The sequence below is a fragment of the Streptomyces sp. CBMA29 genome, from assembly GCF_014596445.1.
Classification (GTDB): Bacteria; Actinomycetota; Actinomycetes; order Streptomycetales; family Streptomycetaceae; genus Actinacidiphila.
In genome coordinates this window covers 25,875-51,721 of record NZ_MECL01000096.1, presented here as the reverse complement: position 1 = coordinate 51,721, position 25,847 = coordinate 25,875, and the positions used below count along the sequence as shown (strand labels likewise).

Here is a 25,847-nt window from a genome sequence, read left to right as displayed (position 1 = left end):
TCGATTGCATAACGTTGTAGCCATACCCTGCGAGTGTCAAGACGCGTAACACAAGTCTTACGTCGGCCTCCTTTGGGAAATATTTCGGACACAATGAGGATTCTTTCCGCCACAATTGACCGTCTAGGTGGCACATCGAGCCATCGGCGGACCGCTGTTGGACCGCCGTTGGACCGTCGAGTCGACCGGAGTGAAGGCACGATTGCTCACTCTTGTGGGATCGATTGCACTGATGTGCGCGGCTGTGTCACAGTGCTGTCATCATGGGCACCCTCACTCAACAGAGGTCCCACCGAGAGCCCCCGTGGACGGAACACCGATGACGATCACGCTCAATGACGTCGCCCAGGCCGCCGGCGTCTCCCGGAGCACCGCCTCCCGAGCGCTCAGCGGCTCGCCGCTCATCTCCGCGACGACCAGGGCTCAGGTCGAACGCGCGGCGCAGCAGCTCGGCTACCGGGTCAACAGGATGGCCAGCGCCCTGCGTTCACGGCAGTCGAGGCTGATCGGCCTGGTCCTCACCAACCTGATCAACGCCTCGTTCCACACCATCGCCGAGGTCGTGCAGCGCCGTGCGGTGGCCCAGGGTTATCAGGTCCTGCTCTGCATCACCGACGGCGACTCGCAGCGCGAGCGCGCGGTGCTCAACACCCTCGCGGAACACAACATCGACGGCGTCATCATCGTCGGCAGTTCCGAGCACGCGGCGATCACCAACGGGATGCTTGCGGGCGGCACCGCGGTGGTGAACGTGATCCGCGAGCCCAACGACAGCGCCGCCCCCGCTGTGCTCGCCGCCGACCGGGACGGCGCCTACGAGGCCACAACGTACCTGCTGGGGCTGGGACATCGGCGGATAGGTTTCATCGGCGGCCCGCAGCAGATCACCTCGGGACGCGACCGTTACTCGGGCTACTCCGCCGCCTTGCGGGACGCCGGACTCGACGTCAATCCGGCGCTCGTCCGCCGCGGCGCGCTCGAACCGGCCTTCGGGGCTGAGGCGTTGACGGAACTGTTGAAGGCCGCTCCCGCCATGACAGCCCTCATCGCGGCCAACCACGAGGCCGCCTTCGGTATCCTGCCCACCCTGGTGGCCCACGGCGTCCGCGTGCCCGAGGATCTGTCCCTCATCTGCTACGAGGACATCCCCTGGCTCAGTTGGTGGCACCCGCCGGTCACCGTGGTCGACAGCGGTCCCCGCGAACTCGGTGAGCTCGCCATGGATCTGCTGAGCCAGCAGTTGGACCGAGGCGGCCAGTCGCCCCGCCCCCCGGCCCCCGCCCCCCGGTCCGCCCGTACCTACCGCGTCGGCGCTCAGCTCATCGTCCGCTCCTCCTGCCAGGCCCCGGCCCCCGCCCCGACCCGCTGAGCGAGCGGATCGCTGTCGCCGCCGCCCGCACGGCCGGGGTCGCCGTGGACGGTGTGCGGGAGGGGGAGCCGTGTCCGGTTGACTCGCCGGCGCTGTCGTCCCGCCGCAGGTTGGCAGTTCGTACGGTCGGCACCAGGTCGCCCCGACCTTCGCCGGACAGGGTGACGGCCCTAGCGCCTGTCGGGGTCGGCGCAGAGTTGGGAGGTCAAGGCGGTACGGGCCCACTCTTCCCACGTGTCCGGTGACCAGTCGCGGTCGCGGACGAAGATCAGGTAGAGCTGCGGGCTGAGCAGGCCGAACAGCAGGTCCGCCGCCGTCTCGACGCCGAGGCCGGGACGGGTGTCGGGCTTGCGGACCAGGGCTTCGGCCGCTGCGTACTGCACGGTGTAGCGCGGGTCAGGGCCGTCCGGCCACTGTGCGGCGATCTCAGGGTCGGTGGCCGCGGCGGTCGCGATCAGCGGCATGATCGGGGCGACCCGGCCGAGGATCTCGCGGGTGCCGTGGACGTGCGCGCGCAGTTGGCCGGCTGCGGTGGGCTCGGCGCACGCGGCGCGAAACCACTCACGATCCATGGTCGCGACCGGCTCGGTGTCCCCGGCGATGGACGTGTCGACGACGTCCTTGAACAGCGTGCGCTTGTTGCGGAAGACGAAGTAGACCGTCTGGACGGCCACGCCCGCCCGGTCCGCGACCTCTTGCAGGCTCGTCGCCCCGTAACCCTGCGCGACGAACAGCTCGCGAGCCGCCTCGACGATCTTTTCGCGCGTGCGGCGTGAGCGCTCGGCCCGCTTGTCCGGCCGCTTGACATTGTCCATGGTGCGAGCATATCTCTAGAGTATGTCACTAGAGTTTGACTCTAATTTCTTGGGGGAGACGATGGACCAGCCCAACGCCACGCAGAAGCCGGAACCGGACCTGGCCTCGACGCGGCGAGACCCGGAGGAAGAGTCCGTCCACCGAGCGCTGGAGGGCTACTACCGCGCCGGCAAGGCGCCATGGGACACCGGCGTGACGCCGCCCGAGCTGGTCGCCCTGACAGAGGGGCACGGCGCGCTGCCGCCCGGCCGCGCTCTCGAACTCGGCTGCGGCACGGGGACCAACGCCATCTACCTCGCACGGCACGGCTGGGAGGTGGCGGCCGTCGACCTGATCGATCGCGCAGTCGACCAGGCCAGGGAGAAGGCCGCGGAGGCAGGAGTGGGAGTGCGGCTGCTGCACGGAGACGCCACCCGCCTCGATGAGCTGGACGTGCCGGGCCCCTTCGACCTGTTCTTCGACCTGAGCTGCTACTGCGGGGTCCCGCTGCACCGCCGCGACGCCTACGCCGCCGGGCTCACCCACCGCGCCGCTCCCGGATCACGGTTGCTGATGTTCGGGTACGGCCCCGAGCGGCTCGGCAGCTCGACCACCGAGATCACGTCGTGGGCGGCGGGCGTCACAGCCGACGAGCTCCGCGCCAGGTTCTCCGGCTGGGAACTACTCGACGTCACACCGGGCACCAACTCGGTGCCGACCTTCTGGTTCACGCTGCGCCGCGGAATTGGGGAAGGCCGGTGCCTCTGACCTTCCCCGCCCGGCGGGCTCCGCTCCCGGCCTCCTCGACTGAGCTGAATCGTATTTGAATCAGTGGAAACAGGCGTAGAGTGGCGGTTCGGTACAGGCAGGACGGGTGGGACGACGGAGGGATGTACTCGTGGCCGAGGGGGCTATCGTCAGGACACTACGAGTGCTCACCACGCTCTGTGAGAAGGGTCCTCTGACGCTGAAGGACCTGAGCGAGGAGACCGGGCTGGTACCGCCCACGGCCCTGCGCACGCTGCGGCTGATGGCCGACGAAGGCTTCGTCATCCAGCAGCCGGACCGCATGTGGCGGGCGACCATGGTGATGTGGCGGCTCGGATGCTTCGTCAACGCGTCCGTCGGGATAGCGAGTCTCGCGAGCAAGTACACCGACCGCCTCCGGCACGACCTGGACGAGACGGCCGTCTACGCCCTGTTCGACCAGGGCGATGTCACCTACACGGCACACAGCGAACCCGCCACGCCGGTTCGGGCCCACGCCCGGATGGGAAGCAGACACGGACTCCTGAATGTCGCGACCGGCCACGCGGTGCTCGCCTGGCTCGGTCACCAGGAGGTCGAGTCCGCTGTGGAGCGGGCGCGGCAGGAGGGCGACAGTGCACCCGCCGTCGACCTCGCGGAGTTGGAGACCCTGCTGGCGTCCGTCCGCCAGCAGGGCTACTACAGCGGCGCGGGGCGTCACTGGCCGGAACTGTGGGGCGTGGCCGCCGCGGTGTTCGACACCGCGGGAGCGCCGATCGGCGCCCTGGGGGTCTCGATTCCGATGAGTCGCGTGGAAGAACGCGGGCAGGACGCCATCGAGGCCATCGTCCGCGAGGCCGCGTCGATGACCGACGAGATGGGCGGTCGCCCGCCGGGCCGGACGCCCCCGGCCTGAGGGCTGTCCCGTCGTCCCCCGCGCCGACGGGCGGTGCCCGCACGACGGGCGGGTGTCACCGCTGCGCACTGAACTCCTGGTCCGACCAGCGGACGAGCCGGGCCCCGACCACCCCCACGAGCGTGCTGAAGGCGAGCCCCATGAGGGAGATCGTGATCACGCCTACGTACATTCGTTCCGGCAGGAACAACTGCCAGGCATGCCAGGTGTAGTAGCCCAGCCCCTGCTGCGCGCTGACGAACTCCACCGCGATCACCAGCAGCGTGGAGATGCCCGCGGCGATACGGAGGCTGGAGACGACCTGCGGCAGGCAGGCGGGGAACACCATCCACCGGAAACGCTGGGCCCGGCTGAGCCCGTAGGAGCGGGCCACCTCGTGGTACGACACCGGAATCATCAGCGCCGCGGCCAGTGTGGTGAAGGCGACGATGTAGAACGTGCCCAGCGCGACGAAGAGGACCTTCGGTGTCTCCCCGATGCCGAAGACCAGCAGGAAGATCGGGAGCAGGGCCAGTTTCGGTATGACGTACAGCGCCCGGATGATCGGCTCGAAGATCCACCGGGCGATCCTCGACTGGCTGAGGACGAGGCCGGCCAGGATTCCGGACACGGAACCCAGGAGGAAGCCTACGATCAGCCGGAAGAGCGTGATCCGTGCCTCCTTCCACACCAGCCCGTCCCGGATGTCGGCCACCGCCTGCTGGGCGACGGTCACGGGGCGCCCGAAGAAGCGCGGGTCGGTCCATCCGAAGTGCGCCGAGACTTCCCAACTGATCAGCATGAGTACGGGGATCAGCGCTCCCGCGAGCACGCGCCGTACCAGTTCGGTCCTGCCGCCCACCACTTCCGGACGCCGCGGATCGGCGGCCCGCACGATCCAGTCACCGGTGCCGGCGGATGTCGGCCGGGTTGTCTCAGTCATGTCGTGCCCCCTGTCGCGGTTGTACGCCCTTCGGTGAGCCGGCGGCCTCCTGGCCGGACTCACCATCCGTGACGATCACTTCCTTGCGCAGCTCGGACCAGATGGTGGATTCCAGCTCGGCGAACCGCGGATCACCCCGGAGTTCGGGCGAGCGGGGGTGCTCGAAGGGAACGTCGAAGACCTGCTTGACGCGTCCCGGTCGGGCTGTCATCAAGATGATGCGGTCCGAGAGGAGGATCGCCTCGTCGAGATTGTGCGTCACGAAGAAGACCGTGTTCTGTTTCTCGCGGACGATGCCGAGCAGTTCCTCCTGCATGATCTTCCGCCGCTGTGCGTCGAGCGCGGCAAAGGGTTCGTCCATCAGCAGGATCTCGGGCTCCATGATGAAGGCGCGCGCGAGTGCGACACGTTGCTTCATTCCGCCGGAGAGACCGCTCGGATAACTCTCCTCGAACCCCTCGAGGCCGACCCGGCGGATCCATTCCCGCACGCGCGGCGCCGATACCTCGCGAGGCACTCCGGCGGCGTCGAGTCCCAGGCGTACGTTGGCTTCCACCGTCCGCCAGGGGAAGACCGAGTATTCCTGGAAGACCGGGCTCGTCAGGGGGCGTGCGGGGTCGTCCCGGCGGATGGAGACCGATCCGCGGGTCGGTTCCTGGAGTCCGCCGAGCAGGCGCAGCAGGGTCGACTTACCGCATCCTGACGGCCCCACCACGGAGACGAACTCACCTTCTTTCACGGTGAAGTCGACGTCCTCCAGCGCGACGACGTCGGCCCTTCGCCGGCTTCGGTAGGCGTAACCGAGGTCTGTCGCGATGATCTTGTCAGTCGGGGATGCCTCGGAGAGGCGGCCGGGGCCGGCCGGGTCTGCCAGCATGCGCTCCATCCTCCTTGATCGGGGTCGGCTTCGGGTCGGCGTCGGTTCGGAGTCGGGTCGGCAGGCGGTTGGGCGCCGGACCGCCGGAGTCCGGCGGTCCGGCACGCCGGGTCTGTCCTTTGGGCACGCCCTAGGACTTGGGCGCCGGACAGTCGGCGAGCGCCTTCACGAATCTGTCGTCGATCAGTTCGGACGCCGGAATGGGCTCCTGGTACTTGAGTTCCTTGCGGGTGGCGAGGAACTCCTGGAGCTGGTCCAGATAGGTGTCGACCTTCGTCAGTTTGAAGTCCGGGTCGAAGCTGAGCAGTGCGGACTGGCGGATGACGTCCTCGGTTGTGCCCGCCGCCTTGGCCAGCAGGGCGACGGTCGCGGGGGTCCGGCGGTAGTCACCCTCGAGGTACTTCGCGGTCACCTCCTTCATGACCTGGAGGTACCGCACGAGCACGTCGGGGCGGTCCAGCATTCCCCGGCCGGCAAGGAGCGACGTACCGGTCACTCCCGGCGCGTAGCCCAGCACGGGGACCAGGTCCTTGTTCTTGGCGGCTTCGATCTCCAGCGGCGCCGAGATCCAGGCCATGTCGACCGCTCGGTTCTCCAGCGCGACCAGCGCGTCGGGACCGACCTGCACGGAGAGTTTCACGTCCGCCAGGTTGAGGCCCTCGCTGGCGAGCGCGTCGCCGAGGATCTTCGCCGAGGCACCGGTGCCACCGGTCGGGGTGCTGACCTTCTTCCCGCGCATACCGCTGAGGTCGGGATTCTCGGCGCTGCCGACGAGATCCTTGTGCGCCCAGTAGCCGGGGACGGGCAGGCCCTTCGCGTGCGCCTTCTGGTTGTCGAAGGGATGCACGTACTTCAGCGCCACACCCGCGTCGACCACGTTGTAGTGGGCTGTCGAGTACGAGGTCACCTGGCCGTCCAGACGGCCCTGGGCCACCAGGGGAAGCGAGTCGGCCGTGGGGACCCGTTGCAACTCGACATTGAGTCCGGCGTCGCGGAACGCACCGGTGCTGTCGGCGAGCAGCAGCGGAGCGTAGACCATGAGCGGCGCGCTCATTCCGATGCGGATGGAACCTCCTGTGTCCGCGGTGGGGCAGATGTCCTCGGCCGACTTCCCGCTGCCGGTGGCTCGCTGCTCCGCGGGGTTGCCGCAGGCTGCGACGCTCCCCAGGGCGAGCGCCACCGCCGCGATCGCCGCGACAGATGTCCGGTGGATTCTCATGGGTACCTCCTCACGCGCCTGTCCACTGGGGACGGCGCTTCTCCACGAAGGCGCGCGCGCCTTCCTTGCTGTCCTGCGAGTCGCGTACAGCGTCTGTGTGGGGAGCCTGGAGACCGAACGCCCGGTCGTCCGGCCAGTCGGCGGCCCGGTCGACCAGGAGCTTGGACGTCCGTACGGCAAGGGGCGCGTTGGCCGCGATCTCGGCCGCGAGGCCGATGGCCGCCTCGCAGGCGCCGCCGGCCGGCGCCAGTTGGTTGACCAGACCGAGCAGGGCGAGCCGCGCGGCGGGCACCGGCGCACCGCGCAGCGCCATCTCCATCGCCACGTTGCGCGGCAGTCGCTTCGGCAGGCGCAGCACTCCGCCGGCCGCCGCCACGAGGCCGCGCGTCACCTCGGGCAGACCGAAAAGCGCGTTCTCGGCGGCGACGATCAGGTCGCAGGCCAGGGCGATCTCGAAGCCACCGCCCAGGGCCCGGCCCTCGACCGCGGCGATGATCGGCTTCGCCGGAGGGCGCTCGATGATTCCGAACGCTCCTCGGCCGGTGAGCGGCCGTTCCCCTGTCCTGCTGAACGCCTTGAGGTCCATGCCGGCGCTGAACACGTCGCCGGTGCCGGTCAGGACCGCCGCCCGGAGGTCGTCGCGCCGCTCGAACTCGTCGAGAGCGGCGGCCAGCGCCTCCGCGGTGGGGCGGTCCACCGCGTTGCGGACCTCCGGCCGGTCGAGAACCAGCAGGGCGACGCCGCCCCTGGTCTCCAGACGCACCGCGGGCCTCATCGCGGCGCCATCCGGATCGCACCGTCCAGGCGAATCGTTTCGCCATTGAGCATGCCGTTGTCGATGACGGCGGTGGCCAGCCGGGCGAACTCCGCGGGCTGCCCGAGCCGACTGGGATGCGGGACCGTCTTCGCCAGCGAGCCCCGTACGTCCTCGGAGAGCCGGGCCAGCAGTGGGGTGTCGAAGGTGCCGGGCGCGATGGTGCACACCCGGATCGCCCGTGAGGCCAGGTCCCGAGCGGCGACCAGGGTCATGCCCGCGATGCCGGCCTTCGCGGACGCGTAGGGGATCTGGCCGATCTGCCCTTCGTACGCGGCGACCGAGGCCGTCAGCACACACACGCCGCGGTCGCCGTCCAACGGTTCGTTGGTGGCCATCCTCGCGGCGGTGAGCCGCAGGACGTTGAACGTACCGACGAGATTGATCTCCACGACGGTCCGGTAGGTGTCGAGGGACCCCGGCCGCCCCTCGCGGTCGACCAGCCGCACCGGCCCGCCGCGGCCGGCGCAGTGCACGAGCACCCGCAGCGCACCCGCCCGCGTGGCGGTGTCCAGTGCGGCCTCGACCTGGCCCGTGTCGCATACGTCCGCCGCCGCGAACCGGGCGCGGTCACCGAGCGAGGCGGCGACCGCCTCCCCGTCGGAGCCGGGCAGGTCGACCAGGGTGACCGAGGCGGCCCCCTGGTCGAGGAGGCGGCGCGCGGTCGCCAGGCCGAGGCCGGACGCGCCGCCGGTCACAACGGCGCAGACACCGTTCACTTCCATGACAGAGCCTTTCGTGTTCGGGACCGGGACGGGTGCGTCAAAGCCGTTCGATGATCGTGGCGTTGGCCATTCCGCCGGCCTCGCACATGGTCTGGAGGCCGTACCGCCCCCGGCTCGCCTCCAGGCCGTGCAGCATGGACGTCATCAGCCGCGCCCCGGAGGCGCCGAGCGGGTGGCCGAGGGCGATGGCGCCGCCGCGCGGGTTGAGGCGTTCCTCGTCCGCGTTGAAGTGCCGCGCCCAGGCGAGCGGGACGGAGGCGAACGCCTCGTTGACCTCGTAGTGGTCGATGCGGTCCAGCGTCAGGCCGGAGCGCGCGAGGACCTTCTCCGTGGCGGGCAGGGGACCCGTCAGCATCGTGATGGGATCGTCGCCCGCGAGTCCGAACGCGTGGAACCGCGCGCGTGGGGTCAGACCCAGTTCGAGCGCGCGCCGTTCCTCCATGATCAGCAGTGCGGCGGCGCCGTCGGCGAGCTGGGAGGAGTTTCCGGCGGTGACGCTCCAGCCGATGCCCGGAAAGCGGCCGGCCAGCTCGTCACTGCGGAACGAGGGCGTGAGAGCGGCGAGCTGATCGGTGGTGGTGCCGTGACGGATCGTCTCGTCGTGGACGACGGTCGCCCCGTCCGGCAGTGTGACGGGCACGATCTCCGCCCCGAGACCGGCGCCCGCCGCCCGCGCGTGGGAACGGGCCGCGTACGCGTCCAGGGTGTCGCGGTCGAGCTTCCAGCGGGCGGCGATCAGCTCCGCGGAGACCCCCTGGGGAACGAGCCCCGGTGCGTAGCGCTCGTGGACCGAGGGCCCGAACGGGTCCTGGCCGGCGCGGGCGCTGAACATGGGGATGCGGCTCATCGACTCGACACCGCAGGCGATCACCACGTCGTACGCCCCGGCGATCACACCCTGCGCGGCGAAGTCGGCCGTCTGTTGGCTGGACCCGCAGGCGCGGTGCACCGTCACGGACGGGACGGTCTCGGGCAGCCCCGCGGCGAGCCAGGCGTACCGCCCGACGGGGCCCGACTGCTCGCCCACCTGACTGACGCAGCCGGCCAGTACGTCGTCGACGGTCGCGGGGTCGACGCCGGTACGGTCGACGAGCTGCCGCAGCACCTGGCCCAGCAGTTCGACCGGGTGGAGGGCGCAGAGGGAACCACCGGGCCGGTCCTGCCGGGGCGCACGCCCCTTGCCCATGGGTGAGCGGACGGCGTCAACGATGACGGCGGTACGCGCCTCAGACGGCATGGCTCTCCTTCTCCCGAGCGGGCGCCCGGAGTCTGCTGGGGTGCGGGGCGGCTCTCACAGGGCGTCCACCAGCCGCGGCCACAGGTCCGCCGGACCGTCGTCGGTCAGCCGGGCGCCGAGTATCCGGCTCCAGTGGCGCTCCGTACCGCCCTCCTCCCGCCAAGCCCACAGCCGGCGGGTCAGGCGGTGGAGGCGGTGCTCCCTGGTGAAGCCGATGGCTCCGTGGATCTGGTGCGCGGGACGGGCGACCGCCTGCACGGCGGCCCCGGCCCTGATCTTCGCCGCGGCGGCGGGCAGGACGAGATCGGCGCCCCTGTCCGCTGCCGCGACCGCGGCCTGCGTCGTGGCGGTCGCGGCGGCGACCTCGCCGGCCATGCGGGCGATCTCCGCCCGCACGGTGGGAAGCCGGCTGAGTGTCCGGCCGAACTGCGTCCGCTCGGTGGCGTACTCGCACGTCCAGTCCAGCACCTGGCGCAGCGCACCGCTGAGCTGGACGGCGCGGGCCAGTGCCAGGTGCGCGCGTACGGCGTCGGCCTGCGCCGGGCTCAGCCGGACACCGGGGGCCTGCGCGCCGCTGAAGGCGACGAGATCCCTTGGTTCACCGGCGAGGTTGTGCCGGCTCTCGGTGGGCAGGTCGGCGAGGTCCATCCGGGTCAGGACCGCTCCGTCCCCCTCCTGCGCCCGGCACAGCAGCACGACCGAGGAGACCGCCGCCGCGAAGGGGACGGCGAGCCGGGGCCCGGTGAACCGGTAGCGGTCGCCGCCGGCCGGGACGGCCCGCCCGCCGTGGGCGAAGCTGAGCGGGGCCGAGAGGTCGGGCAGTTCGAGGCCGTACGCGGACAGGGCGGGCGCGGCGACCAGAAGGTGTTCGGCAGCCGGGACGGCCGCGGCTCCCGCGCCCAGGCACTCCACGACGGCCGCCGCGTCGGCGTATCTCCCGCCCGAGCCGCCCAGGTCCTCGGGGACTCCCACGCCGGTCATCCCGGCGTCCGCCAGGGCGGCCCAGAGCGGGCCGTCCCACGGATCGCTGTCATGCGTATCGGGTGCGGTGCGCTCGTGGGAGGCGAGGATCTCCCGCACGGTGCTCACCACAAGGGCGCGGTCGGCCACGGTCTCACCCGTCACGTCCGTGGCGGGCGGGCGGGCTCGCCGCTCACCGGTCTCCCGGCCCGCGTCCCGGTTCACAGTCCGAGGCCCTTCGCGACGATTGCGCGCAGGATCTCGTTGGTGCCGCCGCGCAGGGTGAAGCCCGGTGCGTGGAGCTGTGCCTCGGCGAGCGCCCGTGCGAACGGGTCGGTGGAATCGGCCGAGGGGTGGACATCGGTGACCCGCCGGATCTCGTCGATGACATCGCCTTCGAACGTTGTCCCGAGGTCCTTCACCAGGGCGGCCGGCACATCGGGCAGATCCTCCCGGTCCAGGGCGGCTGCGATGCGCAGCGAGAGCTGGCGGACGGCGAGCAGCCGCGCGGACAGGCGCCCCAGGGTCTCCAGGGCCGCCGGCTCCGGCCGCTTCGCGACGCTCTCCGCGAAGAGCGCGAGCACCCGGAAGGTGGAGAGCCAGCGTTCAGGGCCGGACCGTTCGAAGACGAGTTCCGCGGTGGCCTGGCGCCAGCCGTCGCCCGCCGATCCGAGCAGCATCTCCCCGGGGACGGCGACGTCGTCGAACACGACCTCGTTGAAGTGGTGCCCGCCGTCGAGTATCCGGATCGGGTTGACGGTGACGCCGGCGGACGAGAGGTCCACGACGAACTGCGTCAGCCCCTGGTGGCGTCCCCGCGGACCGTCGCCGGGCGGCGCGGTGCGCGCCAGCACGATGGCGTAGTGGGCGAGATGGGCGTGCGAGGTCCACATCTTGGTGCCGTTCAGCAGCCAGGTGCCGTCGGTCCGCAGATCCGCCCGCGTACGGATCGCGGCGAGATCCGATCCCGCGTCCGCCTCGGACATGCCGATGACGAAGTAGCACTCGCCCGCCGCGATGCGCGGGAGCAGCGTCTTCTTCAGTTCCTCGTGACCGTGGCTCAGCAGGCTGGGTCCGGACTGCCGGTCGGCGATCCAGTGCGCCGCCACCGGCGCTCCCGCGGCGAGAAGTTCCTCGGTGACGGCATAGCGTTCCACGGCGGTGCGTCCGTGGCCGCCGTACCGGGTCGGCCAGGTCATGCCGAGCCAGCCACGGGCACCGAGCCTCCTGGAGAACGCGGGATCCACGCCGCTCAGCCACGAGTCCACCCGCGGCTCGAAGGTGCCGCGCTCGGCCTCGGCCCGCAGGAAGTCCCGTACTTCGTCCCGCAGCCGGGCGGTGTCGTGCCCGGCGGGTGCGTCGGGCAGTGACAGCGGGGCCCCGATCATGCCGGAGCCGTCTCGATGGTCATGTCCACTCCCTTGTCCGGCCGTCCCTGACCGGCGTTCCGCGGCTCTGGCGCACGTCTTCCGCGACGCCGGCGAGCGGCGCCGCTATGGGCGTTTTCTCGCCATGGTCGCTCGCCGTGCCCTGAGTGATATCACACATTTCACATGAGTGGAATACTGTTCGAGAGAGTCGAAGTCTTCAGCTCAGTAAAAACTACTTTCGTTGTGTGGAATTCTGGGATACGGTCTGGACGACTCGACGGAGAGTTGAACTTCACGAGGGAGGCCACGTGGAAGCCGTACTGTGGACCGGGGCGCGCCTGGAGTTCGTCGAGGACATCGAGGTACGACCGCCCGGTACGGGAGAGGTCACCGTGCGCGTGGACGCCGCCGGCCTCTGTCACAGCGACCTCAAAGCGGTGGACGGCCACATCGACCAGGCCGCACCGGTCGTCCTGGGTCACGAGGCGTGCGGCGTCGTCGTCGACCGCGGCCCCGGAGTGTCGATCGGGGTTGGCCGGAAAGTCATTCTCTCCCCGCTGCGCAGTTGTGGTTCCTGCCGTGCCTGTCGGGCCGGGAACCCGACCCGCTGCCGGAGCGAGACCAAGGCGCCCACCCCCGCCTTCCGACGGAGAGGGGCCCCCGTGGAGCAGTTCGCACGCGTGGGGGCCTTCGCCCGCCGTACGGTCGTCCACGAGCGCCAGGTGGTGCCGATCCCGGACGCCGTCCCCGACGCGGCGGCGGCGCTGCTGGGGTGCGCGGTCGTCACGGGTTTCGGAGCGGCCTGGGAGCGCGCCGCGGTGTGCCCCGGCGAGTCGGTGCTGGTCGTCGGGGCCGGAGGGATCGGGCTCAACGTCGTACAGGCGGCCCGGATCGCCGGAGCGCGGCAGATCCTCGTCTACGACCGCAACCCGCGCAAGGAGAACGTCGCGCGGCGACTGGGCGCCACGGACTTCCGGGCGACCGGCTCGCTCGACGAGGCGGTCCGGGACAGCGCGCCCGAAGGCTTCGACGCGGCCTTCGAGTGCGTCGGCCGCCCCGAACTCCTGGCCTCGGCCGTCGACGCGCTCGCCGCGGGTGGCCGAGCGGTGATGGTGGGCCTGCCGCCCGCAGGCACCCCGCTGACCTTTCAGATGCGGGCGCTCGCCCAGGACAAAGCCCTGCTCGGCTGCCGGATGGGGTCGGTGGATCCGCACCGCTTCATCCCCGGCCTGGCCGACAGATACCTCCGGCGGGAGCTGGACATCGACGCGCTCGTCACCGCCGTGGCGCCGCTGCGGGAGGTCCACGCGCTCGTTGCCGCCCTCCGGGCGGGGCGCCTCGAACGAGGCGTGTTCGACCTGACCGGGGCCACGCCTGACCTGCGGACGAGGAGCCTGTCGTGAGCCGTACCGCCACCGCCATGATCGCCGGCGAGCCCTACCGCACGGACGCGTGGTTCGAGACGGTGGACCCCTACCGTGAGGACGTCGTCGCCCGCGTCACCGACTGCACGGCCGAGGACGCCTCACTCGCGGTGGAACACGCCCTCGGCGCACTGCCCCGGTGGTCCGCGCTGCCGCTCGACCGACGCCGCGCCGTCCTCGCCTCGACCGCCGAATCCCTGGACCGACGCCGCGCGGAGTTGGTGGATCTCGCCGTACGCGACACCGGCGCGATCGCCGCGATCGCCGCGGACACCCAGGTCGGCGCGGCGATCGAACGGCTGCGCCGCTGGGCGGCCACCCCGGACACCGTCCTCGACCTGCCCCAGCCGGAGAACGGCGCCGGGTTGCACAGCAGCGTACGGCGGGCACCCCTGGGCGTGGTCGCGTGCATCAGCCCCTACAACTTCCCGCTGCTGGCGATGGTCGGCAAAGTGGCGCCCGCGCTGCTCGCGGGGAACACCGTCGTGATGAAGCCGGCCCCCCAGGACCCGCTCCTGACCGTCGCCCTCGCGGAGGCCCTGCGCGACGGCCTGGGCGGTGTCGGCGCTCCGCCCGGCGCCGCCAACCTCGTCACCGGCGCGCGGGGCGAGCTGGGCGCGGCGTTGACCGGGCACCCGGACGTCGGCGGGGTCAGCTTCACCGGCAGCACCGCCGTGGGAATCGAGATCTACCGCAACGCGGCTCCCACCATGAAACGGCTCCTGCTGGAACTCGGCGGCAAGGGCGCGGCACTCGTCCGGCGGGACGCGGACCCGCGCCGTGTCGTCCGGGCCGTCCTGCGCACCTGGACCGTCCACTCCGGCCAGGTCTGCCTCACCCCGTCCAGGATCATCGCCGACCCCGCGGTGTACGACGACGTGCTGGCGGGGCTGCGCGCGGAGCTGAGCACACTGCGGATCGGCGACCCGCGGGACCCCGCCACCACCGTCGGCCCGGTCGTCTCCGCCGCCCAGCGCGCGCGGGTCGACGCCCTGGTGGCCACCGCGGAGCGGGAGGGGTGCCGGGTGGAGCGGCGCGACGACCTGCCCGCACAGGGCTACTTCGTCGCGCCGACCCTGGTGACCGGCTGCGACATCACGTCGACGGTGATGCGGGAGGAAGCCTTCGGCCCGGTCCTCTGCGTCGTGCCCGCCCACGGCGACGACGAAATGGTGGCCGCCGCCAACAGCACCCGGTACGCCCTCACCGACTACGTCTTCACCGAGGACCCGGCCGCCGCGCGGGCGCTCGCGCCCCGCCTCAGGGCGGCCCAGGTCGGGATCAACACCACACGGCGGAACCCGAACGCGCCGTTCGGCGGCAACGACGCGAGCGGGATCGGCCGGTCGGGCGGCCTGTGGGCACTCGACAGCTACACCACCGTGCAGACGACCACGCAGGACGCGCCTGCCGGGGACGGTATGTCGTAGTCCGGTGGCGACGCCCACGCCCGCACCCGGTTCCGGGTCCCGTGCTCCGAGCACGCCGACCCGCTTTCCGACACCCGCACCTCGGTTCCCGTTCAGGAGGCAGGAAAAAGTGGCTTCACCAGAGAAGGACGACACCGCAGCCGCGACAGACGGCACGCGCGACATCACGATCACGGTGGACGGCCCCGTCGCGGTGATCCACCTGGACCGGCCCGCCCGCCGCAACGCGTACACCCCCCGGATGGGCAAGGAGCTGAGCGACGCGCTCGTCATGCTCGACCGGGTGGCCGACATCCGGGCGATCGTGGTCACCGGCCGCGGCGAACACTTCAGCGTCGGCGCGGACCTGGACGAGGTCGACTGGCGCGACACCTCGGCCCACGGCGTCGAATCACTCACCGAGCCGGAGAACGCGCCCTGGAAACTCTGCACCCCGATCATCGCCGCCATCAACGGCGATGCCATCGGCGTGGCCCTGACCTGGGCGATGCAGTGGGACCTGCGCTTCGTCGCCGACAATGCCCGGCTCGCCTTCTCCTTCAACCGCGTCGGGGTGATCCCCGACCGCAACTCCACCTGGCTGCTGCCGCGTCTCATCGGCTTCTCCGCCGCGATGGACCTGCTGCTGACCGGGCGCACCGTCTCCGGCACCGAAGGGCACCGGCTCGGCCTCGCCTCCCGCTGCACCGCCTCGGACCAGGTGCTGTCCGAGGCGGTGGCGGCGGCCCACGAACTCGCCACCCGGTGCTCTCCCGTCACGGTCAGCGCCACCAAGGCACTGATGTACGAATTCCTGGAGGAGAACGACCGGGTCCGGGCGTACAACTACGAACGGCGCACCCTCAACTGGATCCGCACCCTGGGCGAGACGCTGCGCGGGATCGCCGCGTTCAAGGCGCGGGAGAATCCGCGCTGGGGCACCACCAAGCACCAGAAGATCCCGGCGGATCTCCGATGATCGGCCGCCTGCTGAACCCCGAACGCATCGCGGTGATCGGCTCGCTGTCGAAGCCGACCGGCCTGGGCTCCCGGACCGTCCGTCACCTCCGGGACTCGGGCTATCCGGGCGAGATCGTGGCTGCCGGGCGCCCCGATGCCATTCCCGGCGAGGTCGACGTCGCCGTGGTCGCGGTGCCCGCCGCCGCGACGCCCGACGTCCTGGCCCAACTGTCCGGGCGCGCCGCCCACGTCGTCGTCTACTCCTCGGGCTTCGACGAAGCGGGCAGCACCCGGCCCCTGGCCTACCCCGGCGGTCGTCTCCTGGGGCCCAACACCGTGGGGCTGCACTACGCGCCGACCCGCACGATGCTCACCTTCGCCAAGGCCTTCGACGACATGACCGACTGCCGGCACGGCAGCGGAGTCGTCCTGCTCTCCCAGAGCGGCGCCTTCGGCGCTCGGCTGCTGCGGGCGGCCAGGAAACACGGCGTCGACTGCGACGGATTCATCGCGACCGGCAACGAGCACGACCTGTCCGCCGTCGAGATGGCCTGTGACCTCATCGCGAGCGAGAGCCACCGCCCGCGCGTGTTGGCGATGTACCTGGAGGGTGTGCGTGACGGGCCGGCCTTCGACCGTATGCTCGCCACCGCCCGCTCGGCGGACGTACGGGTCGTGGTGCTCCTCGGCGGAGCGTCCGAGTCCGGCGCCGAAGCCGCGCGCTCCCACACCGCGGCGGTCAGCCCCGACCACAGCGTCCTCACCGAACTCTGCGCGATGCACGGCGCCGTGGTCGTCAGCGGCGACCGTGAGTTCGTCGAAGTCGTGGTCGGACTCTGCCTGCTGCCCCCGGCGCGGGGGAACCGGATCGGAGTGATCACCGGCTCCGGAGGCGCCGGGGTCGTGGCGGCCGACATCCTGGCCGCGCACGGCCGGAGCCTCGCACCGCTGGGGCACTCCGTGCGCGAGCGTCTCGGAGCCCTGCTCCCCGCCTACGCCTCCGCGGCCAACCCGGTGGATGTCACGGCGCAGGTGATCGGCGACACAGAGCGGGTCGCCGACGTGCGCGCGGCCCTTGTCGAGTCCGGCGAGGTCGACGCGGTCCTGGTGATCGGCAGGGCCGAGCAGGCGGAGTGGGTCGCGGGCGACCGGGGAGTCCCGGTGGTGCTTGGCCTGCTCGACGGCGACGCCGCGACGGTGGCGCGGTACGTACGTGCGGGCCATCCGGTCCTGCCCAGCCTGGAGGCCGCGTGCCGCGTTCTTCGGGCGCTGACCGCCGGGGGTGCCGAACCGCCGCCGGGCCCGCCGCCGGGCCCGGCGGCGGCACCGGGGCCGTCCGCCGGCGCGGACGCGTACCGGGGTGAGGACACCGCGGCCAGCATGCGCTTCCTCGACGCGGTGGGCATCCCCGTCGCGCCCTGGGAGGAGGTGACGGACGTCGCCGGCGCGGTCGCCGCCGGTACCCGGCTGGGCTGGCCGGTCGTGGTCAAGGCCAACCTGCCCACGCTCGCGCACAAGGCCGCGCGGGGCGCCGTCCGCCTGGACGTGCACCGGGCCGATGCCGACGACACCGCCCGCGAACTCCTCATGGTGGCACCGTCACTGCTCGTGGCCCGGCAGGTGCGCGCCGGGCCAGAACTGTTCGTCGGGGTCCGCCGCGACCCGCGACTGGGACTCGTGGTCGCGGCCGGCCTGGGCGGCGGCCATATGGAGTTGCTGGGCCGCACGGTCACCCTGCCCGCGTCGGCGCCCGCCGCCTGGCTGGCCGCGCGGCTGCGCGCCGACGTCTTCGGACGGGCGGGAGCCGGTTACGCCCACCTACCCGATCTGCTGGCCGCCACCGCGGCCCGCCTCACCGACCTGGCAGTGCGGCACGATCTCTCGCTCGTGGAGTGCAACCCACTCGTGGAGACGGACGCACGGCTCATCGCACTCGACGCAAGGGTGGTCCCTTCGTGAACCCCGACCAGTTCCTCGACAACTCCGCTGACGTCTGGGAGCCGCTGGCCCCCGACGCGCGGTCGGCCGACCCCACGTACGGCTCCTGGGCGGACCTCGACGAGCGGGACCGCGAGATCCGGGCGCGGGCCCGTGCCCTGGCCGACACCGAACTGCGCCCGTGGGCACAGCACTGGGACGAGAAGGAGGAGTTCCCACAGCGGTCCCTGGACGCCGCCAGGGAAGCGGGGCTGCTGGGTCTGACGATCCCCGTCGAGTACGGCGGCGGCGGACAGAGCCTGCTCACCGGCTGCCTGGTGGTCGAGGAACTGGCCACCGCGTGCCTCTCCAGCGCCATGGCGGTGCAGCCCTTCCTCAACGGGCCCTGGCGTGCCGTGCACGTCCTGGGCACCGAAGAGCAGCGGCGGCGCGTCCTGCCCGGAGTCGCCTCCGGGGAGCGGCACTTCGCCATCGCGATGAGCGAACCGGGGGCCGGGACGGCGGGTACGGACCTGCGAGCCGAACTCAGGCCCGACGGGGACGGCTGGCGGCTGCACGGCCTCAAGAGCTGGATCACCGGCGGCCGGGAGGCGGATATCATGATCGTCTTCTGTCGGCTGCCCGGCACCACCGGGCCCTGCGGAATCGGCGCGGTGCTCGTCGAGGGCCGGCCGCCCGGCATGTCCGAGCCGCTGGTTGATCCGAAAATGGGCATCCGCGGCGTGGCCGAGTGCGCCTACCGCTTCGACGGGGTGCGGGTCGAACCGGCGGACGTGCTGATCGTGCCCGAGACGGACTCCAAGCACGGCGCGCAGGTACTCATCAACCAGTTCAACCCGGAGCGCTGCGGCAACGCCGCGATGTGCACCGGTCTGGCCCAGGGCGCGCTCGACGCGAGCATCGCCCACCTGAAGGCCCGCCAGCAGTTCGGCCGGCCGCTCGCCGACTTTCAGGGCCTCCAGTGGAAGATCGCCGACATGGGGCTCGACGTGGAGATCTCCCGGATGCTGACCTGGCGTGCCGCGCGGGCGGCAGGCGACGGTTTCCCGCCCCAGCGGGAGACCGTGATGGCCAAGCTCTTCTCCAGCGAGATGGTGCAGCGGGTCACCAACGAGGCCATTCAGCTCCACGGCGCCCGCGGCTACTCCCGCCGGTGGCAGGTGGAACGGCTCTTCCGGGACGGCCGGGGACTGGCGATCGGCGGCGGCACCGCCGAGGTGATGCGCAACATCCTGGCCGGCCTCGTCCTCGACCGCCGTACCAGCCAGCGCGAGCGGGTGCAGGCCGTCGTGCCGCGCGCGGCCCAGTCGCACGCGGCTGCCAGGTGACCGCGCTGGACGCCTTCCGCTCGATCCTGGCGGAGGCCCTGCCGCCGGAGTGGATTCGGGCCGCCGCTGAGCAGGACACCGGGGAACTCGACCGGTGCGCCGCGGGACCGGACGGCGACGCCGTGGTCCGGCTGATCGCCGCCGACGGCTGGCTGACCCCGGAGTGGCCCGCCGCCTACGGCGGACGCGGGCTCGGCCCCGACGACGCGGTGGCGGTGCGCGGGGAACTGCGGCGCCTGCGGATCGGCAACGTCACCAGCGCGATCGGCACCGCCTGGGTGGGCCCGGCGATCCTGCGCTTCGGTACGGACGCGGCCCGCGACAGGCTGCTGCCGCCGATCGCCCGCAACGACGATCTGTGGTGCCAGCTCTTCAGCGAACCCGAGGCGGGCTCGGACCTGGCGGCCGTCCTCACCCGCGCCAGGCGCGAGGGGAACGACTGGATCCTCGACGGAACGAAGATCTGGACCAGCCGCGCCGATGTCGCGCGGTGGGGCCTGGCCCTGTGCAGAAGCGATTCGTCCGTCACGAAGCACGCGGGCCTGACCACCTTCTGCGTCGACATGTCCGCGCCCGGCCTCACGATCAGCCCCATCCGGCAGCTCACCGGTGACTGCGAGTTCTTCGAGGTGACGCTTCAGAACGTGGTGGTCGACGACTCCCTGCGGCTGGGCGACGTAGGAGCGGGCTGGGACGTCGTCCGTGCCGTGCTGGCCTTTGAACGCTCCGCGGGCTCCGGCGCGGGCGCGGCTCCGCCGGGCTCGGTCGTCGGCCGAGGACTGGACGAGGCCCTGGCCCACTTCCGCGGGCGGCTCGGTCCCGGACAACTGGACGAACTCGTCCGGGTGTACGTGGAGAGCCGGGTGGTCGAACTCAACAATCTGCGCGGCGCGGTGGAGCGCTCGGCGGGGCGGGGCCCGATCCGTGGCGGCGTCCCCTACAACAAGATCCTCCAGGCGGAACACACCCAGCGTCTTCAGCGCCTGTTCGTGGACCTCGCCGGCATGGAGGCGGTCGCCCGCACGCCGCAGGACGCGTGGACGGCGTACAACGTGTGGGCGTATCTGCGGGTCCAGGCCAAGACGATCGCCGGCGGCACCTCGGAGATCCTGCGGAACCAGGTCGCCGAGCGGGCGCTCGGTCTGCCGCGGGAGGCAGACCCCAGCCGTGACCGGCCCTGGCGGGAGGTCACCGGATGAAGCTGTGCGCCAACTGGCTGCCGATCAGCCCGGCGCTGACCCGCGAGGTCGCCCGCCGGGCCGAACTGAGCGGACTGTGGGGGCTGGGCGTCGGAGACTCCCCTCGCTACGGCGAGCTGTACTCGGCCTGCACCGACGCGCTGGCCGTCACCGACCGGCTGACCGTCCTGACCAGCGTGACCAATCCGGTGACCCGCCACGAGTCGGTCCATATGTCGGCGGCCCGCGCGCTGAGGTCCCACGGCGGCAGATTCGGCGTCGGCGTGGGACGGGGCGACTCGGCCGTCCGCACCTTCGGCCTCATGCCCGCCCCGCTCGCCGACGTCGAGCACCTGCTGGGACACCTGCGGGCGGAGGTGCCGGGGACGTACCTGCTGTTCGCCGCCGCCGGCCCCCGCGCGGCGGAGGCGGCGGGCCGGGTCGCGGACGGGCTGATCGCGGGAACGGGCCGCGATCTCCTCGCCATGGACACGCTGCGCCGGAGGGCAGGCGCGGCGCGCACCGGGGCCGGTCGTCCGGGCCCCGTCGAGGTGTGGGGCTCGGTACGGCTCGCGGTGGCCCGCGACAGGAGCGAGGTCCCCGCGCTGCGACGGAGCATGCTCCCCCGCGCCATCAGCGCCTCCCGGTTCAACTTCGCGGGCACGTTCGCGGGCAAGAACGTCCCGGAGGAGTTCCAAGCGGTTCTGCGCGAGCGCTACGCGGCGTACGACTTCGCGTGGCACGGCTCCTCCGGACGCAGCCCGGTGGCGGGGCTGTTCGAGGACCGGCCCGACATCGAGGAGTACCTGCTCGACCGCTTCGCCGTCGTGGGCACCGCCGAGCAGTGCCACCAGCAGATCGGCGCCCTGGCCCCGGCCGTCGACGGGCTGTTCCTCTCCATCCTCTTCGAGAACGCCCTGGAGCAACTGGACCTCCTCAGGCCGGTCGCCCTCGATCTGGCAGGTGCCGCATGATGCTCGAACCCACGGCGGAGCAACTGGCCTACCGTGCCGAGGTACGCCGCTACCTGGAGCGCTCCTGGCCGACCACGCTCAGCCGCATCGCTGTCGAGGGCGGACCGCCCTTCGACGCCGAGGCGTGGCGCGGGCTGTGCCGGATGGGAGCGGCCGGGCTGCTCGTGCCCGGTTCCCTCGGCGGCGCCGACGCCGGCGTCACGGAGGCGGCCTTCGTCTGCGAGGAGTTGGGACGGGGGGTGGTGGCGGCGCCGTACCTGTCCTCGGCCGTCCTGGCGGCGACCCTGCTGACCGCCCTGGACGACGAGGCGGCACGGCGGTACCTCCCGGGCATCGCCGACGGCTCGACCGTCGCCACCGTCGCGCACCTGGGGGAGCACGGGCGGTGGGAGGCCGGGGACGTCGCGGTCGGGGCCCACCAGGCCGACGGTTCCTGGGTCCTCGACGGCGAGGTCAGGTACGTCACCGACCTGCCGTCGGCCTCCCTGGTCCTGGTGGTCGCACTGGCTCCGGACGGGCTGGGCGTCTTTCCCGTCCACCCCGGCACCTCCGGCACCTCCGGCACCTCCGGCACCTCCGGCACCTCCGGCACCTCCGGCACCTCCGGCACCTCCGGCACCTCCGGCACCTCCGGCACCTCCGGCACCTCCGGCACCTCCGGCACCTCCGGCGTCGAGACGCGGGCCCTGGACTGTCTGGACCGCACACAGCCGGTCGGTTCCCTGCGCCTGCGCGACGCCGTCGCCCCCCGACTGGCCGCGCACCTCACGCACGCCGACGTGACCGCCGCGCTGGACCGGACGGCCCTCACCGGTCTCGCGTGTCTCTGCGCCGGTCAGGTGGGGGCGGCCGAGCGCTGCCTCGACATGGCCGTCGAATACGCCAAGCAACGGGTGCAGTTCGGACGTCCCATCGGGTCGTACCAGGCGGTGAAGCACACGTGCGCCGACATGCTCGGCCAGGTGGAGTCCGCGCGCTCGGTCGCGCACCACCTCATCGCCGCCGTCGAGTCCGGTTCGCCCGCGACGGGCACGGCCGCGAGCCTGGCCAAGGCGTTCTGCTCGGACGCGCTCACCGACTGCGCGTCCGGCATGCTCCAGATCCACGGCGGTATCGGCTTCACCTGGGAGCACGACGCCCACCTCTACCTCAAGCGGGCACGGGCCACGAACCACCTCTTCGGCGACCCGGCACACCATCGCGACGTGCTGGCCAAGCGTCTGGTCGCGCCGGGCGGCGACCTGTGAGCGCCGGGGCGCGCCCGCGTCAGCCCGTACTCGCTTCGTGCCCGTCCGCGCAAGGAGGACCCTCATGAGCGTCCCGCTCACCCTCGCCGTCAACGTAGATCTCACCGCGGACGCCGGCACGCTCCGCGACTACCTCAAGGACGTGGAGGCGGCCGGCGCCGACATGGTCTGGGTCCCCGAGGCGTACGGCCGGGACGCGGCCTCCGTGCTCGGCTTCTGCGCCGCCGCCACCACCCGGATGCGGCTGGGCAGCGCGGTGCTGAACGTCTACAGCCGCACACCCGCGCTACTGGCCCAGACGGCCGCCGCCTGCGACGAACTCTCCCGAGGCCGCTTCGACCTCGGACTCGGCACTTCCGGGCCACAGGTCGTGGAGGGGTGGCACGGCCTGCCCTTCGACCGCCCGCTCACCAGGACCCGAGAGGTCGTGGACATCTGCCGGCGGATCTGGCGCCGGGAGGTGAACGTCCATCAGGGCACGGCCTTCTCGGTCCCGTACGACGCCGGGAAGGGCACCGGCCAGGGCAAACCGCTCAAGCTGATGACGTACCCGGTACGGTCGCGCATCCCGGTGTGGCTGGCCGGACTGGGCCCGCGCAACGTCCGGCTGACCGCCGAGATAGCCGAGGGCTGGCTGCCCTCGCTCTTCATCCCCGAACTCGCCGATCGCGTGTGGGGCGAGGATCTGCGCCAGGGAGCCCAGCGGCGCGATCCGCTGCTTCCCCCGCTGGAGATCGCCGTCGGTGCCCACGTCGAAGTCACCTCGGAGGACCACGGAGCGATCCGCACCGCGCGGGACCGCGCGCGGCCCTCACTCGCGCGCTACATCGGTGGCATGGGCGCGGTCGGTGCCAACTTCTACAACGACCTGATCCGCCGCTACGGCTTCGGGCAGGAGGCCGAACAGGTCCAGAGGCTGTACCTCGACCGCAGGCCGGAGGCAGCCGCCGCCGCGTTGTCGGACGAACTCGTCCAGGCCCTGACCGTCTGCGGCCCGCCGTCCTACGTGAAGGACCGGTTCGCCGCCTTCAGGTCGGCGGGGGTGACCAACTTTCGGGTCAACGTGAACGCCGGTTCGGACGGGCCCCGCGCGGTCGAGCGGCTGAAGGAGCTGACCCGATGACCGGGCCGCTGGCCGGTGTGCGGGTGATCGAACTGCTGGGGCTGGGTCCCGGGCCCTTCTGCGGCATGCTCCTCGCCGACCTCGGGGCGGAGGTGATCCGGGTCGAGCGCCCCGCCGAGGAGGGCGGGCCCGCGCCCCGGGGCGCGGCCGACGTCCTCGGCCGGGGGCGGCGGTCGGTCGCGCTCGACCTGAAGCGGCCGGACGCGGCGGCCGAGGTCATGGACCTCGTCGCGGACGCCGACGTCCTCATCGAGGGCTTCAGGCCCGGCGTCACCGAACGTCTCGGCATCGGGCCCGAGCCCTGCCTGGCCCGCAACCCCGGGCTGGTCTACGGGCGCATGACCGGCTGGGGACAGGACGGCCCGTACGCCGCCACGGCCGGCCACGACGTGAACTACATCGCCGTCTCGGGCGCGCTCGGCGCGATGGGACCGGCGGACGGGCCGCCCCCGCTCCCGCTCAACCTGCTCGGCGACTTCGGCGGCGGCGGCATGCTGCTCGCCGTGGGCGTGCTCTCCGCCCTGCTTCACGCACGCGACACCGGCCAAGGCCAGGTCGTGGACGCCGCGATCGTGGACGGCACCGCCACCTTGAGCAGCCTGCTGTACGGGCTCCTCGCCCAGGACCGCTGGAGCGCGCGCCGCGGCGGCAACTTCCTGGACGGCAGCGCCCCCTACTACAGCCTCTACGCCTGCGCGGACGGGAACCACCTGGCCGTCGGCGCGCTGGAAGACCGGTTCTACGACCTACTGCTCGACATCCTCGGCGTCCCGGACGATCCCGTCCTCACCACGGCACGCACGGACCCGGCCAACTGGCCCGCCATGAGACGTCGGTTCGAGGAGATGTTCGCCACCCGGCCCCGCGCGGCCTGGGTCAGGGCATTCGCCGGTACCGACGCCTGTGTCAGCCCGGTACTCGGGCTCGACGACGCGGCGCGCGATCCCCACCTCACGGCCAGGGGCACCTTCATCGAGATCGACGGCGTGCGGCAGCCCGCCCCTGCCCCCCGCTTCAGCAGGACGGTCCCGGCCACACCGAAGCCCGCGCCGGCGCCCGGCCAGGACACGGCGTCGGTACGGGCCGAACGGGCCGAACGGGCCGAACGCGCCGGGCGCGCCGGGCGCGCTCAGGAAAGGAACTGACACCCATGCGCCGCACTCTCTACCGCCCCGAGCACCTCGCCTACGCCGACAGCCTTCGCGCGTTCCTCACCAAGGAGGTCCGGCCGCACCTGCCCGCCTGGGAGGAGGCCGGCGTCGTACCGCGCTCGCTGTATCGCGACGTGGCCGCGCTCGGCGCGCTCGGCATCCAGATCCCCGCCGAGTACGGCGGCGGAGGACAGTCGTCGTTCCTCTTCAACTGTGTGCTGACCGAACAGGTCGCCCTCACCCGCACCACGCTCGGCTCCCTGCGGGTGCACACCGACGTCGTCGTTCCCTACGTACTCGAGCACGCCACTGCCGAGCAGCGGGCGCGGTGGCTGCCCGGTATGGCCGACGGCACGCTGATGTCGGCGATCGCCATGACCGAACCGGGCACGGGCTCGGATCTCGCGGGGATCGCCACCACGGCTCGGCGCACCGACGACGGCTGGGTGGTCAACGGCGCCAAGACCTTCATCAGCGGGGGCAGCCAGGCCGACCTCGTCGTGGTGGTGGCCCGCACCTCACGGTCCGAGGACCGGCGCGGCGGGCTCTCCCTCCTCGTGGTGGAGGACGGCATGACCGGGTACCAGCGCGGAAAACTCCTGAAGAAGCTCGGTCTGCTCACCCAGGACACCTCGGAACTCTTCTTCGACAACGTGCTGGTCCCGCACGGTAACCTCCTCGGCGAAGAGGGCCGGGCCTTCACGTATCTCACCGGCAACCTCGCCCAGGAACGGCTGTCGATCGCCACCAACTCCCAGGCGCAGTCGGTCGCCGCCCTGGAGGTGACCGTCGACTACGTCAAGGAACGCTCGGTGTTCGGCCGGCCCCTGGCCGGGTTCCAGAACACCAAGTTCACCCTGGCGGACCTGGAGGTCAAGGTGACGGCGGGCCAGGTCCTGCTGGACCGGGCGATCGAGGCCCACGAACGGGACGACCTCTCGCCCGCGGACGCCGCCCGCGTCAAGCTCTACTGCACGGAGACGCAGGGCGCAGTGGTCGACGCCTGCCTCCAACTGCACGGCGGTTACGGCTACATCCGCGAGTACGACATCTGCCGGCTGTACGCCGACGCACGGGTCAGCCGCATCTACGGCGGCACCAGCGAAGTCATGAAATCGATCATCGCGAAATCCATGGGACTGTGACGCGACTCCCGCCCGCCCG

The 25,847-nt window shown here is 71.8% G+C and carries 23 protein-coding genes; 14 read left to right on the top strand and 9 right to left on the bottom strand.

Annotation, left to right across the window (positions count from 1 at the left end; genetic code table 11):
- Window positions 1–319: 319 nt before the first annotated feature.
- A complete protein-coding gene (locus tag BGM09_RS15060) occupies window positions 320–1,369 on the top strand; it encodes a LacI family DNA-binding transcriptional regulator (RefSeq protein WP_188282079.1) in 1,050 nt (349 codons plus the stop codon).
- Window positions 1,370–1,539: 170 nt separating this feature from the next.
- Here BGM09_RS15060 and BGM09_RS15055 read toward each other — a convergent pair whose 3' ends face one another.
- Complete coding sequence (locus BGM09_RS15055) at window positions 1,540–2,184, bottom strand: TetR/AcrR family transcriptional regulator (protein ID WP_188282078.1); 645 nt, start codon at window positions 2,182–2,184, stop codon at window positions 1,540–1,542.
- A 49-nt stretch (window positions 2,185–2,233) separates the two neighbouring features.
- Between BGM09_RS15055 and BGM09_RS15050 the strand changes: the two genes are divergently transcribed.
- Window positions 2,234–2,932, top strand: coding sequence for a class I SAM-dependent methyltransferase (locus BGM09_RS15050; protein WP_223186985.1), 699 nt, complete (start codon window positions 2,234–2,236; stop codon window positions 2,930–2,932).
- Window positions 2,933–3,062: 130 nt separating this feature from the next.
- Entirely contained in the window at window positions 3,063–3,827 is a 765-nt protein-coding gene (locus BGM09_RS15045; RefSeq protein ID WP_188282077.1) for an IclR family transcriptional regulator, read from the top strand.
- A gap of 55 nt (window positions 3,828–3,882) precedes the next feature.
- Here BGM09_RS15045 and BGM09_RS15040 read toward each other — a convergent pair whose 3' ends face one another.
- The 8 genes from BGM09_RS15040 to BGM09_RS15005 form a co-directional block, all read right to left on the bottom strand.
- Window positions 3,883–4,749, bottom strand: coding sequence for an ABC transporter permease (locus BGM09_RS15040; protein ID WP_188282076.1), 867 nt, complete (start codon window positions 4,747–4,749; stop codon window positions 3,883–3,885).
- Window positions 4,742–5,626: an ABC transporter ATP-binding protein gene (locus BGM09_RS15035; RefSeq protein ID WP_188282075.1), complete on the bottom strand. Its 885-nt coding sequence runs from the start codon at window positions 5,624–5,626 to the stop codon at window positions 4,742–4,744. The genes BGM09_RS15040 and BGM09_RS15035 overlap by 8 nt, the downstream gene beginning before the upstream one ends.
- Before the next feature lie 130 nt (window positions 5,627–5,756).
- Window positions 5,757–6,845, bottom strand: a complete 1,089-nt coding sequence (locus tag BGM09_RS15030; RefSeq protein ID WP_188282074.1) for an ABC transporter substrate-binding protein — start codon at window positions 6,843–6,845, stop codon at window positions 5,757–5,759.
- Between the two features lie 10 nt (window positions 6,846–6,855).
- Window positions 6,856–7,608 carry a crotonase/enoyl-CoA hydratase family protein gene (locus BGM09_RS15025; protein ID WP_411158306.1) on the bottom strand — a complete coding sequence of 251 codons (753 nt, stop codon included), beginning with the start codon at window positions 7,606–7,608 and terminating at the stop codon, window positions 6,856–6,858.
- An 8-nt stretch (window positions 7,609–7,616) separates the two neighbouring features.
- Window positions 7,617–8,384, bottom strand: a complete 768-nt coding sequence (locus BGM09_RS15020) for an SDR family NAD(P)-dependent oxidoreductase (protein ID WP_188282072.1) — start codon at window positions 8,382–8,384, stop codon at window positions 7,617–7,619.
- A 37-nt stretch (window positions 8,385–8,421) separates the two neighbouring features.
- A complete protein-coding gene (locus tag BGM09_RS15015) occupies window positions 8,422–9,621 on the bottom strand; it encodes a thiolase family protein (RefSeq protein ID WP_188282071.1) in 1,200 nt (399 codons plus the stop codon).
- A 54-nt stretch (window positions 9,622–9,675) separates the two neighbouring features.
- Complete coding sequence (locus BGM09_RS38850) at window positions 9,676–10,806, bottom strand: acyl-CoA dehydrogenase family protein (protein ID WP_317452705.1); 1,131 nt, start codon at window positions 10,804–10,806, stop codon at window positions 9,676–9,678.
- Window positions 10,803–11,969 carry an acyl-CoA dehydrogenase family protein gene (locus tag BGM09_RS15005; protein WP_188282070.1) on the bottom strand — a complete coding sequence of 389 codons (1,167 nt, stop codon included), beginning with the start codon at window positions 11,967–11,969 and terminating at the stop codon, window positions 10,803–10,805. Before BGM09_RS15005 ends, BGM09_RS38850 begins: the two co-directional genes overlap by 4 nt.
- Before the next feature lie 290 nt (window positions 11,970–12,259).
- Here BGM09_RS15005 and BGM09_RS15000 point away from each other — a divergent pair, with 290 nt between their 5' ends.
- The 11 genes from BGM09_RS15000 (at window position 12,260) to BGM09_RS14950 (ending at window position 25,828) form a co-directional block, all read left to right on the top strand.
- Window positions 12,260–13,354, top strand: coding sequence for an alcohol dehydrogenase catalytic domain-containing protein (locus BGM09_RS15000; RefSeq protein WP_188282069.1), 1,095 nt, complete (start codon window positions 12,260–12,262; stop codon window positions 13,352–13,354).
- Window positions 13,351–14,805, top strand: a complete 1,455-nt coding sequence (locus tag BGM09_RS14995; RefSeq protein ID WP_188282068.1) for an aldehyde dehydrogenase family protein — start codon at window positions 13,351–13,353, stop codon at window positions 14,803–14,805. The genes BGM09_RS15000 and BGM09_RS14995 overlap by 4 nt, the downstream gene beginning before the upstream one ends.
- Before the next feature lie 109 nt (window positions 14,806–14,914).
- Complete coding sequence (locus BGM09_RS14990; protein ID WP_188282067.1) at window positions 14,915–15,763, top strand: enoyl-CoA hydratase/isomerase family protein; 849 nt, start codon at window positions 14,915–14,917, stop codon at window positions 15,761–15,763.
- The gene (locus BGM09_RS14985) at window positions 15,760–17,703 is read left to right on the top strand and encodes an acetate--CoA ligase family protein (protein WP_188282066.1); all 1,944 of its coding nucleotides are present in this window, start codon (window positions 15,760–15,762) and stop codon (window positions 17,701–17,703) included. The genes BGM09_RS14990 and BGM09_RS14985 overlap by 4 nt, the downstream gene beginning before the upstream one ends.
- The gene (locus tag BGM09_RS14980; RefSeq protein ID WP_188282065.1) at window positions 17,700–19,010 is read left to right on the top strand and encodes an acyl-CoA dehydrogenase family protein; all 1,311 of its coding nucleotides are present in this window, start codon (window positions 17,700–17,702) and stop codon (window positions 19,008–19,010) included. The genes BGM09_RS14985 and BGM09_RS14980 overlap by 4 nt, the downstream gene beginning before the upstream one ends.
- The gene (locus tag BGM09_RS14975; RefSeq protein ID WP_188282064.1) at window positions 19,007–20,209 is read left to right on the top strand and encodes an acyl-CoA dehydrogenase family protein; all 1,203 of its coding nucleotides are present in this window, start codon (window positions 19,007–19,009) and stop codon (window positions 20,207–20,209) included. The genes BGM09_RS14980 and BGM09_RS14975 overlap by 4 nt, the downstream gene beginning before the upstream one ends.
- Window positions 20,206–21,162 carry an LLM class flavin-dependent oxidoreductase gene (locus BGM09_RS14970; protein ID WP_188282063.1) on the top strand — a complete coding sequence of 319 codons (957 nt, stop codon included), beginning with the start codon at window positions 20,206–20,208 and terminating at the stop codon, window positions 21,160–21,162. The genes BGM09_RS14975 and BGM09_RS14970 overlap by 4 nt, the downstream gene beginning before the upstream one ends.
- Window positions 21,159–22,409: an acyl-CoA dehydrogenase family protein gene (locus tag BGM09_RS14965; RefSeq protein WP_188282062.1), complete on the top strand. Its 1,251-nt coding sequence runs from the start codon at window positions 21,159–21,161 to the stop codon at window positions 22,407–22,409. Before BGM09_RS14970 ends, BGM09_RS14965 begins: the two co-directional genes overlap by 4 nt.
- A gap of 64 nt (window positions 22,410–22,473) precedes the next feature.
- Window positions 22,474–23,532 (top strand): LLM class F420-dependent oxidoreductase, encoded by a 1,059-nt coding sequence (locus BGM09_RS14960; protein WP_188282061.1) that lies wholly within the window; start codon window positions 22,474–22,476, stop codon window positions 23,530–23,532.
- Entirely contained in the window at window positions 23,529–24,677 is a 1,149-nt protein-coding gene (locus BGM09_RS14955) for a CaiB/BaiF CoA transferase family protein (RefSeq protein ID WP_188282060.1), read from the top strand. Before BGM09_RS14960 ends, BGM09_RS14955 begins: the two co-directional genes overlap by 4 nt.
- A gap of 5 nt (window positions 24,678–24,682) precedes the next feature.
- Window positions 24,683–25,828: an acyl-CoA dehydrogenase family protein gene (locus BGM09_RS14950; protein WP_188282059.1), complete on the top strand. Its 1,146-nt coding sequence runs from the start codon at window positions 24,683–24,685 to the stop codon at window positions 25,826–25,828.
- The last annotated feature ends 19 nt before the right edge of the window (window positions 25,829–25,847 follow it).

Bases quoted from the DNA above. Each gene is read 5' to 3' on its own strand.
- BGM09_RS15030 (WP_188282074.1), bottom strand. From the start codon at position 6,845: ATGAGAATCCACCGGACATCTGTCGCGGCGATCGCGGCGGTGGCGCTC.
- BGM09_RS14985 (WP_188282066.1), top strand. From the start codon at position 15,760: ATGATCGGCCGCCTGCTGAACCCCGAACGCATCGCGGTGATCGGCTCG.
- BGM09_RS14955 (WP_188282060.1), top strand. From the start codon at position 23,529: ATGACCGGGCCGCTGGCCGGTGTGCGGGTGATCGAACTGCTGGGGCTG.
- BGM09_RS15005 (WP_188282070.1), bottom strand. From the start codon at position 11,969: ATGATCGGGGCCCCGCTGTCACTGCCCGACGCACCCGCCGGGCACGAC.
- BGM09_RS15060 (WP_188282079.1), top strand. From the start codon at position 320: ATGACGATCACGCTCAATGACGTCGCCCAGGCCGCCGGCGTCTCCCGG.
- BGM09_RS15020 (WP_188282072.1), bottom strand. From the start codon at position 8,384: ATGGAAGTGAACGGTGTCTGCGCCGTTGTGACCGGCGGCGCGTCCGGC.
- BGM09_RS15040 (WP_188282076.1), bottom strand. From the start codon at position 4,749: ATGACTGAGACAACCCGGCCGACATCCGCCGGCACCGGTGACTGGATC.
- BGM09_RS15015 (WP_188282071.1), bottom strand. From the start codon at position 9,621: ATGCCGTCTGAGGCGCGTACCGCCGTCATCGTTGACGCCGTCCGCTCA.
- BGM09_RS14950 (WP_188282059.1), top strand. From the start codon at position 24,683: ATGCGCCGCACTCTCTACCGCCCCGAGCACCTCGCCTACGCCGACAGC.
- BGM09_RS15035 (WP_188282075.1), bottom strand. From the start codon at position 5,626: ATGCTGGCAGACCCGGCCGGCCCCGGCCGCCTCTCCGAGGCATCCCCG.
- BGM09_RS14960 (WP_188282061.1), top strand. From the start codon at position 22,474: ATGAGCGTCCCGCTCACCCTCGCCGTCAACGTAGATCTCACCGCGGAC.
- BGM09_RS15055 (WP_188282078.1), bottom strand. From the start codon at position 2,184: ATGGACAATGTCAAGCGGCCGGACAAGCGGGCCGAGCGCTCACGCCGC.
- BGM09_RS14965 (WP_188282062.1), top strand. From the start codon at position 21,159: ATGATGCTCGAACCCACGGCGGAGCAACTGGCCTACCGTGCCGAGGTA.
- BGM09_RS14970 (WP_188282063.1), top strand. From the start codon at position 20,206: ATGAAGCTGTGCGCCAACTGGCTGCCGATCAGCCCGGCGCTGACCCGC.